The 14,446-nt window shown below is 36.9% G+C and carries 15 protein-coding genes, 1 tRNA gene and 1 pseudogene; 13 read left to right on the plus strand and 4 right to left on the minus strand.

Annotated elements, in window-relative coordinates; translation table 11 throughout:
• Positions 1-141 precede the first annotated feature (141 nt).
• The 3 genes from O1Q79_RS03015 to O1Q79_RS03025 all read left to right on the plus strand — a co-directional run bounded on the left by O1Q79_RS03015 (position 142) and on the right by O1Q79_RS03025 (position 2,531).
• Entirely contained in the window at positions 142-327 is a 186-nt protein-coding gene (locus tag O1Q79_RS03015) for a hypothetical protein (RefSeq protein ID WP_386692885.1), read from the plus strand.
• A complete protein-coding gene (locus O1Q79_RS03020) occupies positions 324-509 on the plus strand; it encodes a hypothetical protein (RefSeq protein WP_386692886.1) in 186 nt (61 codons plus the stop codon). The genes O1Q79_RS03015 and O1Q79_RS03020 overlap by 4 nt, the downstream gene beginning before the upstream one ends.
• 183 nt (positions 510-692) lie before the next feature.
• Positions 693-2,531, plus strand: coding sequence for a phage/plasmid primase, P4 family (locus tag O1Q79_RS03025; protein WP_386692887.1), 1,839 nt, complete (start codon positions 693-695; stop codon positions 2,529-2,531).
• Positions 2,532-2,730: 199 nt separating this feature from the next.
• On the opposite strand, the pseudogene O1Q79_RS03030 reads toward O1Q79_RS03025, so the two are convergent.
• The 3 genes and pseudogenes from O1Q79_RS03030 to hldE all read right to left on the minus strand — a co-directional run bounded on the left by O1Q79_RS03030 (position 2,731) and on the right by hldE (position 5,763).
• Positions 2,731-3,944, minus strand: a pseudogene (locus O1Q79_RS03030) (tyrosine-type recombinase/integrase).
• Positions 3,945-4,138: 194 nt separating this feature from the next.
• Positions 4,139-4,215, minus strand: a tRNA-Val gene (locus O1Q79_RS03035).
• A 117-nt stretch (positions 4,216-4,332) separates the two neighbouring features.
• Positions 4,333-5,763 carry a bifunctional D-glycero-beta-D-manno-heptose-7-phosphate kinase/D-glycero-beta-D-manno-heptose 1-phosphate adenylyltransferase HldE gene (gene hldE / locus O1Q79_RS03040; RefSeq protein WP_386685924.1) on the minus strand — a complete coding sequence of 477 codons (1,431 nt, stop codon included), beginning with the start codon at positions 5,761-5,763 and terminating at the stop codon, positions 4,333-4,335.
• A gap of 127 nt (positions 5,764-5,890) precedes the next feature.
• On the opposite strand from hldE, the gene O1Q79_RS03045 reads away from it, so the two are divergent.
• The 9 genes from O1Q79_RS03045 (at position 5,891) to O1Q79_RS03085 (ending at position 11,975) form a co-directional block, all read left to right on the plus strand.
• On the plus strand, positions 5,891-6,826 hold the full coding sequence (locus O1Q79_RS03045) for a Kdo(2)-lipid IV(A) acyltransferase (RefSeq protein ID WP_386692889.1): 936 nt from the start codon (positions 5,891-5,893) through the stop codon (positions 6,824-6,826).
• A gap of 80 nt (positions 6,827-6,906) precedes the next feature.
• On the plus strand, positions 6,907-7,734 hold the full coding sequence (gene dapD, locus O1Q79_RS03050) for a 2,3,4,5-tetrahydropyridine-2,6-dicarboxylate N-succinyltransferase (protein WP_386692890.1): 828 nt from the start codon (positions 6,907-6,909) through the stop codon (positions 7,732-7,734).
• 185 nt (positions 7,735-7,919) lie between these two features.
• Positions 7,920-8,405 (plus strand): hypothetical protein, encoded by a 486-nt coding sequence (locus tag O1Q79_RS03055; protein ID WP_386692891.1) that lies wholly within the window; start codon positions 7,920-7,922, stop codon positions 8,403-8,405.
• Positions 8,406-8,523: 118 nt separating this feature from the next.
• A complete protein-coding gene (gene ribE / locus O1Q79_RS03060) occupies positions 8,524-8,991 on the plus strand; it encodes a 6,7-dimethyl-8-ribityllumazine synthase (protein WP_386692892.1) in 468 nt (155 codons plus the stop codon).
• A 9-nt stretch (positions 8,992-9,000) separates the two neighbouring features.
• Positions 9,001-9,429, plus strand: a complete 429-nt coding sequence (nusB, locus tag O1Q79_RS03065) for a transcription antitermination factor NusB (protein WP_386692894.1) — start codon at positions 9,001-9,003, stop codon at positions 9,427-9,429.
• Between the two features lie 45 nt (positions 9,430-9,474).
• Positions 9,475-10,470, plus strand: a complete 996-nt coding sequence (thiL, locus tag O1Q79_RS03070; RefSeq protein ID WP_386692896.1) for a thiamine-phosphate kinase — start codon at positions 9,475-9,477, stop codon at positions 10,468-10,470.
• Between the two features lie 2 nt (positions 10,471-10,472).
• Entirely contained in the window at positions 10,473-10,988 is a 516-nt protein-coding gene (locus O1Q79_RS03075) for a phosphatidylglycerophosphatase A (RefSeq protein ID WP_386692897.1), read from the plus strand.
• A complete protein-coding gene (locus O1Q79_RS03080) occupies positions 10,982-11,617 on the plus strand; it encodes a homoserine/threonine efflux transporter (protein WP_386692898.1) in 636 nt (211 codons plus the stop codon). Before O1Q79_RS03075 ends, O1Q79_RS03080 begins: the two co-directional genes overlap by 7 nt.
• Positions 11,618-11,756: 139 nt before the next feature.
• A complete protein-coding gene (locus tag O1Q79_RS03085) occupies positions 11,757-11,975 on the plus strand; it encodes a YgjV family protein (protein WP_386692899.1) in 219 nt (72 codons plus the stop codon).
• Positions 11,976-12,020: 45 nt separating this feature from the next.
• On the opposite strand, the gene matP is transcribed toward O1Q79_RS03085, so the two are convergent.
• Positions 12,021-12,467: a macrodomain Ter protein MatP gene (gene matP, locus O1Q79_RS03090; RefSeq protein WP_386692900.1), complete on the minus strand. Its 447-nt coding sequence runs from the start codon at positions 12,465-12,467 to the stop codon at positions 12,021-12,023.
• 145 nt (positions 12,468-12,612) lie between these two features.
• On the opposite strand from matP, the gene O1Q79_RS03095 reads away from it, so the two are divergent.
• Entirely contained in the window at positions 12,613-14,379 is a 1,767-nt protein-coding gene (locus O1Q79_RS03095; protein WP_386692901.1) for an AAA family ATPase, read from the plus strand.
• Positions 14,380-14,446: the final 67 nt, after the last annotated feature.

A 14,446-nucleotide genomic window follows, 5' to 3' on the forward strand; every position in this document is an offset into this window, starting at 1 on the left:
TTGTAGATTTATTGCGAAAAGCCGTTAATGGTGTGGAGAATGCGAATAATCCACCAACAATAGACAAAAGCGAAAAGGTAGAGCAACCGCATGCGGGGCCAAGTAAATCTAAATCAGTCAAAATAAATTAAGGTGGTGGAAATGAATAATAAACCGTATCAGCTTTTTATGGTATTCAGTCAAAGCCAAGTGCTTATTGATGAATTTGAGACACTGGCCCAAGCACTGCAAGCTAAAAATGAAATCAGCCAAAAACAGAAAGCGGGCAATGTGTTTTTTGATAATGACTTCACACTCTCAATCATAAAAAGCGAGGTGGTGGAATGAAAAGTAATGAAGTATTGACCGCACTTTGCGAGCAAGCAGAGCTAGAGCAGAAAATCATACATAATTACGTGTTTAAAATGCGCTGTAAAGTGACGCTCAATAATGAACAGATAGGCGAGCTTTTACACCACAGCAAGGAATTACAAGGCTATTTACGAATGATTAAATCTGGATTGAATTAAGGGGGTTCTACAATGATTTATTACAACGTTACAGGTTACGACCTACGAGGCAAAACATATAACTTCGGCACGTTCGACAATTTAGACAATGCAATAGCTAGACAGGTTAAAGCATTAAACGACCGTATTTATAGAGCGGTTCGCATTGAAAAATACGTTAAAGATTTGAAATAGGGGCAAGCAATGGCAAAATTAATTAACGCACCACATTTAAAAGAGCCGTGGAATAATCAGCTATTCAGTGACCTGATTATTTTAGCCGGTAGTACGGCGTGGGGAGCATGGAACAAGGGCAAGGGGACGTTATGGCACATTCTGGCCGACGCTTTGAAGATTGATGATTTTTCTGTTAATGGGGAGAAAATTCACCGCTATGATCAGAAACCGGTAATTCTTGACGTTAAACAGCTTGCGAACCTAGGAAATACAAGGCTTTGTAATCAAGATCAGCGGTTTATTAAAATCTTCCAATATGGCGAGCTAACACAAGAGCAGAAAACCGCTATTTGCTTGAACCTTGCCACCAACAACAAAGTAAAAGGCCTAGCTGTTGGCTTGTATGATGGCGTGAGCATGGAGAAATTAGAAAACTTGAGCGGTTATATTGAACGCTTGCGCACGCAAGAAAGCGAACAGGATTTAGCTAAAACGATTGCAAAAGATGCAAGCAAAAAGGCAGATCATTCTATTCGTGAAAATGACCGCACAAGCGACAAATCTAAATCATTTTACGGCTGGTTAAATTGGGATATGGCACTTCATAGAGAAAATAAGAGCCTATACCGTTATGACGGCAAAATATGGAACACCGTAGATGATATTGATATTAAGCACAAAGTGGTAGAGTTTTTTGAGCTGAACAATCAGGGTTATAGTGAGCGGTCGGTAAACAGTCTGATAGAAACCTTAAAAATTCAGATTCCATTAATGCGAAATTCGGATCAGTCGATAGAATTTATTGCGTTTAATAATGGCATTTTAAACCGCACTACGGGCGAATTTAAGCCACATACAAAGGATTTATATTTAACTAATATGATTCCCTATGATTATCAAAATAACGCCGTAGCAACGCCGAATTTTGATAAATGGCTTGATTTTGTTTCAGATGGAAACGCCGAGAAATCAAAGAATATATTAGCCGCACTTTATGCGATTTTAACCAATCGTTACGACTGGCAGGTATTTTTTGAAATTAACGGCGTAGGCGGATCAGGCAAATCTATTTTTGCTAATATTGCTACAATGTTGGCAGGCAAGCAAAACACAGCATCAGGTTGTTTGCTTGATTTAGATACCGCAAGGGATCGGGCGCCATTTTTTAATAAACGGCTGATTATTCTACCTGAACAATCAAAATATGGCGGCAAGGGTGGAGGACTAAAAGGTATTACAGGCGGTGATATGTTGAGCATTGATCAAAAATATCAAACTAAATTTGAAGCAATAATTAAAGCGATTGTTTTGATTGTGAATAATGAGCCGACTATGTTCACTGAACGAGAAGACGGAGTAGATCGACGCAGGGTCATTTTCAAGTTTGATAAATCTGTTCCACCTGAACACAGAGATGAAAAATTAACCGATAAACTTTTATCAGAATTTGGCGGCATTGTTCGCAAATTACTAGACACTTTCAAAGATCCAGACGAGGCGAAAAAATTATTAGATGCTCAAAAAGACAGTAAAGAGGCGTTAGAGGTTAAAATAGCGTCAGATCACATTACTCAATTTTGCCAATATTTCGAAACTAGAGAATTAATAGAGGGGATGTTTATTGGTAATGCTCAGCAAGCAAAACGAGAGAAAACACATCTATATCCTGCTTACTGTTCATTCATAAGTGCATTAAATATCAATCACGGATTATCACTAAATAATTTTTCAAACTCACTTAGACAAGGATTAAAGCAACACGGGAACAAGCACGAATTTCAAAAAAAGAAAACAAATGATGGAGTGAAAACCAACGTTTTTTATCGTGATTTTGAAGCGTTCTTTAATGAGTTTATAAAACCATAAAGGCGAAATAGTAAGTAAAAATAGGGCGAAATGCCCTTTTTTTATGAAAAAAGTGAACACCTTTATAAAAAAAAGGTGAACACTTAAAACAGGTGTTCACACTTTAACATATTGATTTTAAATTAAAATTCGATTTTGGTGAATAGTGAACACCTTATAGCAAAACAAAAAACACATAGCATAAAGTACAACGCATATTTTATATTTTTGGAGTGCATTTTTCTATGTAATCACTCCATAATTGCATTACTGAAACTCTTTCTTTGAAATAATCATAATTATTATAAACTCGACTTGTAGAAGACCCGACAGCGTGAGCTAAGCAGGTTTCTGCTATTTCATAACTAACGCCTTGGCTAGATAAATAAGTGCGAGCAATCGAGCGTAAACCGTGGGCGGTCAAAATATTTTGATAACCTAACGTATTTAGAGCTTTATTAGCCGTTTCTTTACTCATAGATTGATTAAATTTGCTTTGATTATTATTCGGAAAAACAAAACGGCTAGAGCCTGTTATCAGTTTCATTTTGTCTAGTAACTGTAATGTTTGGGTTGATAATGGTACAACGTGGGCGAATTGTCCTTTATGCGTTTTTTTCATTTTTTCTGCTGGAATATTCCAGCATTTCTTATCAAAATCAATTTCAGACCATTCCACGCTAACCGCTTCCGCAGGCCTAACCATTGTTAATAATTGCCATTGGATTAACATTTTTGTTTTGAAATGCAAATTAGAAAAAAGGATTTTTTGCAGCAATGCAGGCAATTCATCAGGCGAAATAGTAGGGTTATTTTTCTGCTGAACTTTTCTAAAGGCTTGCCCGACTTTTTCACAATAGTTAAATTCAATCAAGCCAATATTGACAGCGTGATTGAGTATTTTATTCACCAATCTAATAAGGCGGTGTAATGTATCGTTTATCCCTTGTAAATCGAGCGGTTTAAGGGTTTCTACTAAAAGACGTGGATTTATAGCACTTATTGGATAATGCCCAATTTTAGCGAAAATATGCTTATTTAGACGTAACCAATTTTTTCAAGTGTAAGCGGCTCCACTTCTTCTTTGTATTTTTCTTTCCATTGTTCAGCAACAGAGAAGAGCGTATTTTGTTGCATTTCTTTTTGTTCTGATTCTTGCCTGTGAATTAATGGATCGATACCTTGAGCAAGCAAGGTGCGATATTCTTCTTTTTTTCTACGAGCATCCGCCAAAGTAACTTCAGGATAAATTCCAAGGCTAATATCTGTTCGTTTGTTGGTAACAGGTTTTACATAATTAAACCGCCATAGCTTTATGCCGGTGGATTTAACAAGTAGATAAAGTCCTTGCCCATCAGCAAGTTTATAATCTTTATCTTTTGTTTTTGCCTTAGAAATTTCGGTTGCATTAAGTGGCTTTGTAGTGCGTGGCATAAGGCTTTCCCCTGTTTTTAGTAGTACGCAGTTTTTGTAGTATATGAAGATCCTACATACGATACTACTAAAATTCGTGATTAGATACGATTAATTACGAGCGATTACGATAAGTTAAACAACTGAAAAGCCTTTTCTAACAAGGTTTTATTTGTGTTTTTCGATGGGTTACGGTGAGCTATGAAAGGGCTAAATGGTGCGACTAGCTGGACTCGAACCAGTGACCCCCACCATGTCAAGGTGGTGCTCTAACCAACTGAGCTATAGTCGCATTCGGAAATTGAGAGAGATAAGATTGTTCTCAAAAGTGCGGTTATAATATAAAAAGATTTTTGCAAAAACAAGTTCTTTTTTCACCGCACTATTTGATTGCTTAATATCTCTGCGATTAATCCTTTAATTCACGGATCTTTTTGATGACATTACTGGTGGAGCAGCCGTTTTCAAAATTGAGAACTTGTACATCGCCGCCGTTTGCCCACACTTCTTTTGATCCAGCGATGTCTTCAGGTTGATAATCACCGCCCTTGACCAGCAAATCAGGCAAGATTTCACTAATTAAACGTTGTGGGGTATCTTCGTCAAAAGCAACGAGCCAGTCAACTGAAGCTAATCCAGCTAACACCGCCATACGGCTAGCAAGATCGTTAATCGGTCGAGTGTCACCTTTTAAGCGTTTGACGGAATTATCCGTATTGACTGCCACAATCAAACGATCACCAAGTTTGCGAGCGTTTTCTAGGTAAGAAACGTGTCCAGGGTGTAAAATATCAAAGCAACCATTGGTCATCACGATTTTTTCGCCCCGATTTTTGGCTAATTGTACTGCGGTTTTTAATTCGCTTTCACTCATAATGCCAAAGCCTGTGGAAGTCCGTCCGTGAATAGCGTTTTCTAATTCTACAGTAGAAACTGTAGATGTACCTAATTTTCCAACCACTATACCTGCTGCCACGTTAGCTAAATAGCAAGATTCTTCAAATGAACGTCCATCAGCAAGGGCTGTGGCAAGAACACTGATCACCGTATCACCAGCACCAGTAACATCAAACACTTCTTTGGCAACCGTTGGCAAGTGATAGACAGGTTGATTTGGACGTAATAACGTCATACCTTTTTCGGAACGGGTGACTAAAAGTGCGGTTAAATTAATATCAGAAATAAGTTTTAGCCCTTTTTCAATAATATCTTCTTCGTTCTCACATTTTCCGACCACAGCTTCAAACTCAGACATATTTGGCGTTAATAAAGTTGCACCACGATAGCGTTCAAAATCTGTTCCTTTTGGATCGATTAATACAGGAACATTAGCTTGACGTGCGATTTGAATCATTTTTTGCACTTGAGCTAATGTGCCTTTACCATAGTCCGAAAGAATTAAAGCTCCCACATTTTTCACCGCACTTTTCAGTTTATCAAGTAATTCATCTGTTGGTGCTTGATGAAAATCTTCTTCAAAATCAAGGCGTAATAATTGCTGATGGCGAGAAAGAATACGTAGTTTAGTAATAGTTGGGTGTGTATCTAGTTTAACAAAATTACAATAGATTTTTTGTTTTTCTAATAATTGAGTTAATGCTGAACCCGTTTCATCATTACCGATTAAACCGAGTAATTGAGTAGGTACATTCAGTGAAGCAATATTCATTGCCACATTGGCTGCACCACCAGCACGTTCTTCATTTTGTTGTACACGTACCACAGGGACAGGTGCTTCAGGAGAAATACGATTGGTCGCACCAAACCAGTAACGGTCTAGCATCACATCACCAAGAACTAATACTTTAGCATTTGGAAATTGTGCAGAGAATTGATTCATAAAATATGTCCTAATCTTAGAAAATAAAAATATTTTGCTGATTTTACCACAGCAAAAAAGAGTTTGGCTTAAAATTTCTGTTAAATTCAGTTAAACTATATGGAGTTTATTTCTTCGGGGTCAAATTATGTCTCAAAATCATCTTCCACAATTCCAAAAAGCATTTTTGCACCCTAAGTATTGGGGCTTTTGGTTGGGATTAGGGTTATATTGGTTAATTCTGTGTTTACCTTATCCAATTTTATTGAAAATTGGGAAAGGATTAGGTTTATTATTTAGTAAGCTGAAAGTAGGTAAACGGCGAGCAAAAATTGCTCAACGCAATTTAGAATTAGCTTTTCCAGACATGTCGGTTCAGGAACGATCAGAAATTCTGCAAGCAAATATGCAAAATGTGGGTATGGCAGTTATTGAAACAGGTATGGCATGGTTTTGGTCAGACCGCCGTATTAAAAAATGGTCTAAAGCGGAAGGTGTTGAATATCTTAAAGAATGTGCCAAAGATGGTATTATTTTGGTTGGTGTACATTTTCTTACTCTTGAATTAGGAGCCAGAATTATTGGTTTACATCACCCTGGTATTGGTGTTTATCGCCCTAATGATAATCCTATCATGAATTGGTTACAGACTTGGGGGCGAATGCGTTCAAATAAGGATTTATTGGATCGTAAAAATTTGCGTGGTATGATTAAGGCGTTGCGTCAAGGAGAGATGATTTGGTATGCTCCAGATCATGATTATGGACGTAAAAGTGCGGTGTTTATTCCCTTTTTTGCGGTGCAAGATGCCGCAACAACAACAGGGTCTTATTATTTATTAAAATCTTCACCTAACAGTAAAGTCATTCCTTTTGCTCCATTGCGTAATAAAGATAATAGTGGTTATACCCTGACCATTTCACCACCAGTAGATTTTACCGATTTATCTGACGAACGCGAAATTGCTATTCGTATGAATAAAATCGTGGAGCAAGAAATTTTAATGGATATTAAGCAGTATATGTGGTTACATCGCCGTTTTAAAACTGAACAAGATGGCGATGATGGAAAAAAATACCGTTAATCATTTATTAAAGGTGAATTTTGCCTAAAATTGTGGTAAAACTATTCAATTATTTTATAGACAAAACAAGAAAGGAAATTATGTCAAATTTACAAACAATTATTGAAGCCGCTTTTGAAAAACGTGCGGATATTACACCTAAAACTGTTGATACAGCAACTCGTGAGACGATTGAAGCAGTTATTAACGGTTTAGATAACGGCACTTATCGTGTAGCGGAGAAAATTAACGGTGAATGGGTAACTCATCAATGGTTAAAAAAAGCCGTATTGCTTTCATTTCGTATTAATGATAATCAAATTATTGATGGTGCAGAAACTAAATATTATGACAAAGTGGCATTAAAATTTGCCGATTATACGCAAGAACGTTTTGCTCAAGAAGGTTTCCGTGTAGTGCCATCTGCCACTGTGCGTAAAGGGGCATATATTTCGAAAAACTGCGTGTTGATGCCGTCTTATGTAAACATCGGTGCGTATGTGGGCGAAGGCACAATGGTTGATACTTGGGCAACTGTAGGATCATGTGCTCAAATTGGTAAAAATGTTCATCTTTCTGGTGGTGTTGGTATCGGTGGTGTGTTAGAACCATTACAAGCTAACCCAACTATTATTGGTGATAACTGTTTTATTGGAGCTCGTTCTGAAGTGGTAGAAGGGGTTATTGTAGAAGATGGTTGTGTAATTTCAATGGGGGTATTCATTGGGCAATCAACTCGTATTTATGATCGTGAAACAGGTGAAGTTCATTATGGTCGTGTACCAGCAGGTTCGGTGGTTGTGTCTGGTAGCTTGCCGTCAAAATGCGGTAAATATAGTCTTTATTGTGCAGTAATCGTGAAAAAAGTAGATGCCAAAACCTTAGGTAAAGTTGGGATCAACGAATTACTGCGTGCTATTGAAGAATAATTTTAGAATCAAGGGAACTTTGGTCTAATTTTTTAGTCAGAAACTAGAGCGTTTGATTTCATTCTATGAAATTAATTATAAAGTCATTGTAAAAATTTTTGCATTTTACAATAAAATTATTCAGAATATACAATTGTCGGTAGAACCGATATTGATTAAACATAAACTTATTTAGGGAAACTACAATGAAAAAATCATTATTAGCAACATTAGTATTAGGTTCAGTATTCGCATTAGCAGCTTGCGATCAAGCATCAAAAGATAAAATGTCTGCTAAAGCAGAAGAAGCGAAAACTAGCGTTGTTGAAGCCAAAGATGCAACCGTTGAAGCTGCCAAGGATGTTAAAGATGCAGTAGTAGAAAAAGCAACAGAAGCCAAAGATGCAACTGTTGAAGCGGCTAAAGATGTTAAAGATGCTGTGGTAGAAAAAGCAACTGAGGCTAAAGATAAAATGGTCGAAATGAAAGATTCTGCTTCAGATAAAATGGCTGAGATGAACGAATCAGCATCAGATAAAGCGGCTGAAATAAAAGAATCAGCTACAGAGATGAAGGATGCGGCATCTGATAAAATGGCTGAAATGAATGAAGCTGCAAAAGAAAAAGTTGCGGCAGGAGCTGATGCTGTTTCTGATAAAGCTGCAGAAGTAAAAGAAGAAGTAACAAAATAATTCATTTATTAAGAATTTAACCACAAGGAAACCCAATTGGTTTCCTTTTTTATTATCAATTAACTAATTCTATGCTAGAATCAATGGTCAGTTAGCGTTTATTTATAAAGGAAACAAAATGCAAATATTAGAAGGTGTATTAGCTGCACCAAATGCCAAAATTGCTGTGGTAGTCGCTCGTTTTAATCATTTTATTAATGATAGTTTAGTGGATGGTGCTATTGATGCATTGAAACGTATTGGTCAAGTAAAGGATGAAAATATTACCTTGGTTAAAGTGCCGGGTGCTTATGAATTACCTTTAGCGGTTCGCCGTTTAGCAGATAGCAAAAAATATGATGGTATAGTGGCATTAGGTACAGTTATTCGTGGTGGTACGGCACATTTTGAATACGTAGCTGGTGAAGCGAGTAGTGGTATTGGTCAAGTGTCGCTTAACGCAGATATTCCCGTGGCATTTGGAGTATTAACCACTGAAAATATCGATCAAGCGATTGAACGTGCGGGTACTAAAGCAGGCAATAAAGGTGCAGAAGCGGCTTTAGTGGTGCTTGAGATGATCAACTTATTAAACCAAATTAACTAAGGCATTATCATGACTGAACAAGTTAAAAAGCCATCCGCTCGTCGTCGTGCTAGAGAATGTGCTGTGCAAGCCTTGTATTCTTGGGTGATTTCACATAATGATGCAGCTGAAGTGGAATTAGCTTTTGTGACTGAACAAGATTTAAAAGGCGTTGATGTAGCCTATTTCCGTAAATTATTCCGTCAAACAGTGGATAATTTGGACGCAATAGATAGAACATTAGCCCCCTTTTTAGACCGCACTTCGGAAGAATTAACCCCGATTGAAAAATCTATTCTGCGTTTAGCTACTTATGAATTGAAATATGAGCTTGATGTCCCTTATAAAGTCGTGATTAACGAAGCGATTGAAGTGGCAAAAACCTTTGGGGCAGATGATAGTCATAAATATGTCAATGGGGTATTAGATAAAGTCTCACCCTCTTTAGGACGTAGATAATATATAAGAAAGTGGGTTTTACCCACTCTTTTTTTAGATAAGATAATGGCAAAAACAGAATTTGATCTCATAGATACTTTTTTCACTCAACAACAAGTTCAACGCACGGATGTTAATTTAAACATTGGTGATGATTGTGCCTTAACGTCTGTTCCATCAGGAAGATTCCTAGCGACTACCACTGATACGATGGTGGAAAATTCCCATTTTTATCCGAATATTGATCCCCGAGATTTGGGCTATAAAGCTATTGCGACAAATTTAAGCGATCTCGCTGCCATGGGAGCAGAACCCGCATGGGTTTCTTTGGCATTGACCTTGCCGAAAGCAGATGAAAATTGGTTACGCGCCTTTAGTCAAGGCATGTTTGAATTACTTAATGAATATAATGTCGCCTTAATCGGTGGTGATACTACCAGTGGTACCGTACCGTCTATTACCATTACTGCTCAAGGATTTATTGAAAAAAATACCGCACTTCGACGCGATCAGGCTAAAGTCGGGGATTGGATCTATGTTTCCGGTACGTTGGGCGATGGTTTGTCGGGATTTTATTTAATCTCCGACTTGTATCAAGGTAAAAAAAGCGCGGTAAATTTGGATGAAGAATTTTTAATCCAACGCAATTTTCGCCCAACTCCGAGAGTATCGCTTGGTATTACCCTAGCTAAATATCAATTATCACATTGCGCTTTAGATCTTTCTGATGGATTGGTGGGCGATCTTGGTCATATTTTACAACGTAGTGGAGTAAGTGCGGCATTAAATTTGGAAGATTTACCTTGTTCACCTGCGTTAGTAAATTTATATGGGCGACAACAGGCGGAACAGTTTGCCTTGCAAGGTGGGGAAGATTATGAACTCTGTTTTACTGTTCCAAATCACAAAAAGGCATTATTAGATCAATATTTAGCCTCATTAAAAGTGCCTTATACCTGTATTGGTCGTATTGTAGAAAAAAATCCCTACCAAAATATTATTTACCAACGACAAGGAAAAGTGGTAGATTTACAGATCTCTAGTTTTGAACATTTTAAATAATCATGACCGATGTAACACAACACCCATTACAACATCTACGCTTAACTAACCCCGTGCATTTGCTTGCGGTTGGCTTAGGTTCTGGTTTAATTCATCCTGCACCCGGTACATGGGGGAGTTTGGTTGGATTATTTATTGGCATTTTATTCATGCAAATCGTGCAATTAAAAATATTTATTATTTTCACCGCAGTTTGCTTTTTGATAGGCTGTTATTTATGCCAAAAAACCGCCAATGATATGGGTGTACATGATCATGGTTCCATTGTTTGGGATGAATTTGTTGGCATTTGGATTGTGCAAATCGGCATGGCTGGATTTCTGCTAGAACATTTGATTTTGGGCAATGTGGTGGCATTCGGATTATTTCGTCTATTTGATATTTGGAAGCCTTTTCCAATTAGATATTTTGATAGAAAATTAGAAAATGGTTTTGGCATCATGATTGATGACGTGCTAGCATCATTGTATGCGGTATTAGTTTATTTTATTTTTTCTATTGGAGTGTCATTATGCTAAATTTAATCATTATTCACTTTTTCGGTTTATTAAGTCCCGGTCCAGATTTTTTCTACGTAAGTCGAATGGCTGCCAGCAATTCAAGACGGAATACGGTTTGTGGTATTTTAGGTATTACTATTGGAGTAGCAATATGGGCAGCAGCAGCCATATTAGGATTGGCTATATTATTTAAAACAATGCCTATTTTGCATGGTGTCATAATGCTATTGGGGGGCAGTTATTTATGTTATCTTGGGTTAAAGATGGCAAAAAATCGTAAAAATACAGTTTTTACTGAATTGACAGAAGAGTACTTAAACCAAGACACAACGATTAAAGTCGAAATAATGAAAGGGTTATTGGTCAATTTGTCAAATGCTAAAGTCGTGATTTATTTTGCCAGTGTCATGTCATTGGTGTTGATCAATATGCGAGAAACTTGGCAAATGGCAGTGGCATTTTTCATTATTATTATTGAAAATTTTCTTTATTTCTATGCTGTATCTTTACTCTTTTCTCGCCCTTTTGCTAAACGTTTTTATAGTCAATATAGTCGTTACATTGATAATGTTGCAGGCGTGATTTTTTTAGCGTTTGGTAGTTATTTGGTATATAGCGGATTACAAGAGATAGTTATTCAATTCTAATAAAACTATTTTATATTCTAATTTTTGTTTGTTATATCTAATATGAAAAATTTTCCCCACGCAAACCTTTGCGCTTTTGTGTTATTTCTTATTCCTTGCTAGACTAGCGCCCTATAATAATAAGAGGGGAAAATACGTGATGAATTACATTGAAATATTAGGTTATGTAGCCATGATTTTGGTGTCGGGATCTTTTTTATTAAAAGATATTATTAAGTTGCGTTTGGTCAATTTAATCGGGGCAATATGTTTTATTATTTATGGTTTGCTGATTAGTTCATTCCCAGTGACAGGATTGAATATTTTTGTAGCTTGTGTGAATGGCTATTATATTTATCAAAACATCAAAACAAAATAATCATTCAATATCGACTCAAGGCGAATTTGATATTTGCCTTTACCTTTATTTAAGTAAATCTTTCAAACTAGCTTTCATCACTGACATTTTGTTTTCATACTGAGCTTTGCTTTCTCGCTCATCAATCATATAGGTAATAGTTTGTGATAAGGTCATACCTAGTTTGCGAGAATATTTTGATAAACGTTGCCATACCGCATATTCCAAATCAATGGATTTCTTTTTAGTATGTTGTTTTTCAGCGTTGAAAAAGCGTTTACGTCTGGCTCGAATGGCTTGATCGAGTTTAATTACCAATGCCTCGGATAAATGATCAGCTATCCAAGCGGTGATTTGCTCAGGTTGGTTTTTGCAAGCAAGAAGGGCTTTGACCTTATCTTCCGCTAAACTTTTTTCCTGATAACGGGTAATATTTTCCCCTTCACGGTGTTTTTTAGTGAGATAAAGCCATTTCCAGTGTGTTTCTTGATTTTCAAGTTTTTGATATTTCATTGTTTTATCATTACTTTTTTATCATTGGTGACGTGGTAACTGAAAATAATATACCCTGATTAAGGTTTTTTTTCTAGTAGATTTTTTGAATTTTAATGAAATGTGAGATAATGCTCAACATTCAATTTTATGAAGAGAAAAAAACGTGGCTTTATCCGAACAAAAACTAGATTGGACAACATTGCAACCGCATTTGACGGTATTTCCTGCTGAAACTAAAAAGATCGATTTTTTAGATTTACAATGGCGAGCTTGCTCGGCTATAGAGCAATTTTTGAAAAATTCGCACCGCAGTTTGTTAGTGTTAAAAGCGGACGATCAAAGCGAATACGCTAGTGCGGTGGAAAAGTGGGTAAAATCGCAACAAGCACCGTTACAAGTATCGGGTGTTCAGTATGAAGTGGAACAAGGGGATAGTTTTTCTTTTGCTCAAGTGAATGTTCAGCCAGCACAATCAGCACAAGATAATTTTGCTAGTAAAAAAACAGTCGCCACCGCTCTTTATTTTGATCATTCAAGTTTGTTCGGATCGATTCGGATTCATCCTAGCTCGCATGATATTCAGCTTAACGCTGGTTTGGTGCATCAACTTAATAATGGTGTGTTAATTTTAAGCGTTAGCCAGTTGTTAAATCATTTTGATTGTTGGGAACGCTTAAAACATATTCTGATGACGAAACAATTTGATTGGTATTCGGCACATCCGTTTAAAGCCTTGCCGTGCGAGATTCCAAGTTATCCATTGCATTTAAAAGTTATTTTATTGGGAAATCGGGAAGAATTAGCTACTTTGAATAACCTCGAGCCAGATCTTTATCATCTTGCAGATTATAGCGAAATTGAAAGCTATGTCAGCGTGGAAAAAGAGCCACAGCAACAGGCATGGCAACAATATGTGTTGTCTTTTGCCGAACAACAACAATTTCCTCGTTTAACCCCTGACGGTTTGGATAAATTATATCAATGGCTAGTAAGGGAAAGTGAAAGCCGAGTGTTGATCAATAGTTCACCGTTGATTTTGAACCAAATTTTAAGCGGAGTAAGTCAGTTAAGCAGCAATAAAGACGTGCTAAGTGCGGTGGATTTTGAGCAATATTTTCAACAAAAGTCTGCTCAACAAGGTTTTCTTCGTGAACAAACTTATGCGGATATTTTTTATCATCAAGTATATATTGATACTGAAAATGAAGTAGTCGGGCAAATTAATGGTTTGTCAGTGGTGGAATTTACGGGGACACCGATGTCTTTTGGTGAACCATCTCGGATTAGTTGCATTGTGCAATTTGGTGATGGTGAAGTAACTGATATTGAAAGAAAAAATGAGCTGGCTGGCAATGTTCATGGTAAAGGTATGATGATTGCGGAAAATTGTTTAGCCAATATTTTAGATATGCCATCTCAATTACCATTTTCCGCATCATTGGTGTTTGAACAATCTTACGGTGAAATTGAGGGGGACAGTGCTTCTTTATCTGCATTCTTAGTGTTAGTCAGTGCCTTGTCGGATTTACCTATTCCGCAATCTATTGCGGTGACGGGTGCAATCGATCAATTTGGTTTGGTGCATTCTGTGGGGGGGGTGAATGATAAAATTGAAGGCTTTTTTACTATTTGTCAGGGCAGGGGATTAACTGGAAAGCAGGGCGTGATTATTCCAGAATCCTGTTTATATCAGCTTTCTTTGACAGATGATGTGGTAAGTGCGGTGAAAAATAATCAATTTTTCATTTGGACTGTGAATGATGTGTTTGAGGCTTGTGAGATTTTATTTGATCGTCCTTTAGTGGTAGATGAACAAGCAGAAAAAGAAGAAAAAATGACTATTGCACAGTTAATTTCTAAACGTATTGAACAGTATGCAGAACTGCACCATGCGATGCCATTTTGGTTAAAATGGTTTGCTAAAAAATAACTGCTCGGAACTGTTTAGCGAACAAGTGTTAGCTATATCTTTTTAAATTAAACTCTGTTAATATAGT

Source organism: Lonepinella sp. MS14434, assembly GCF_042468235.1.
GTDB lineage: Bacteria > Pseudomonadota > Gammaproteobacteria > Enterobacterales > Pasteurellaceae > Lonepinella.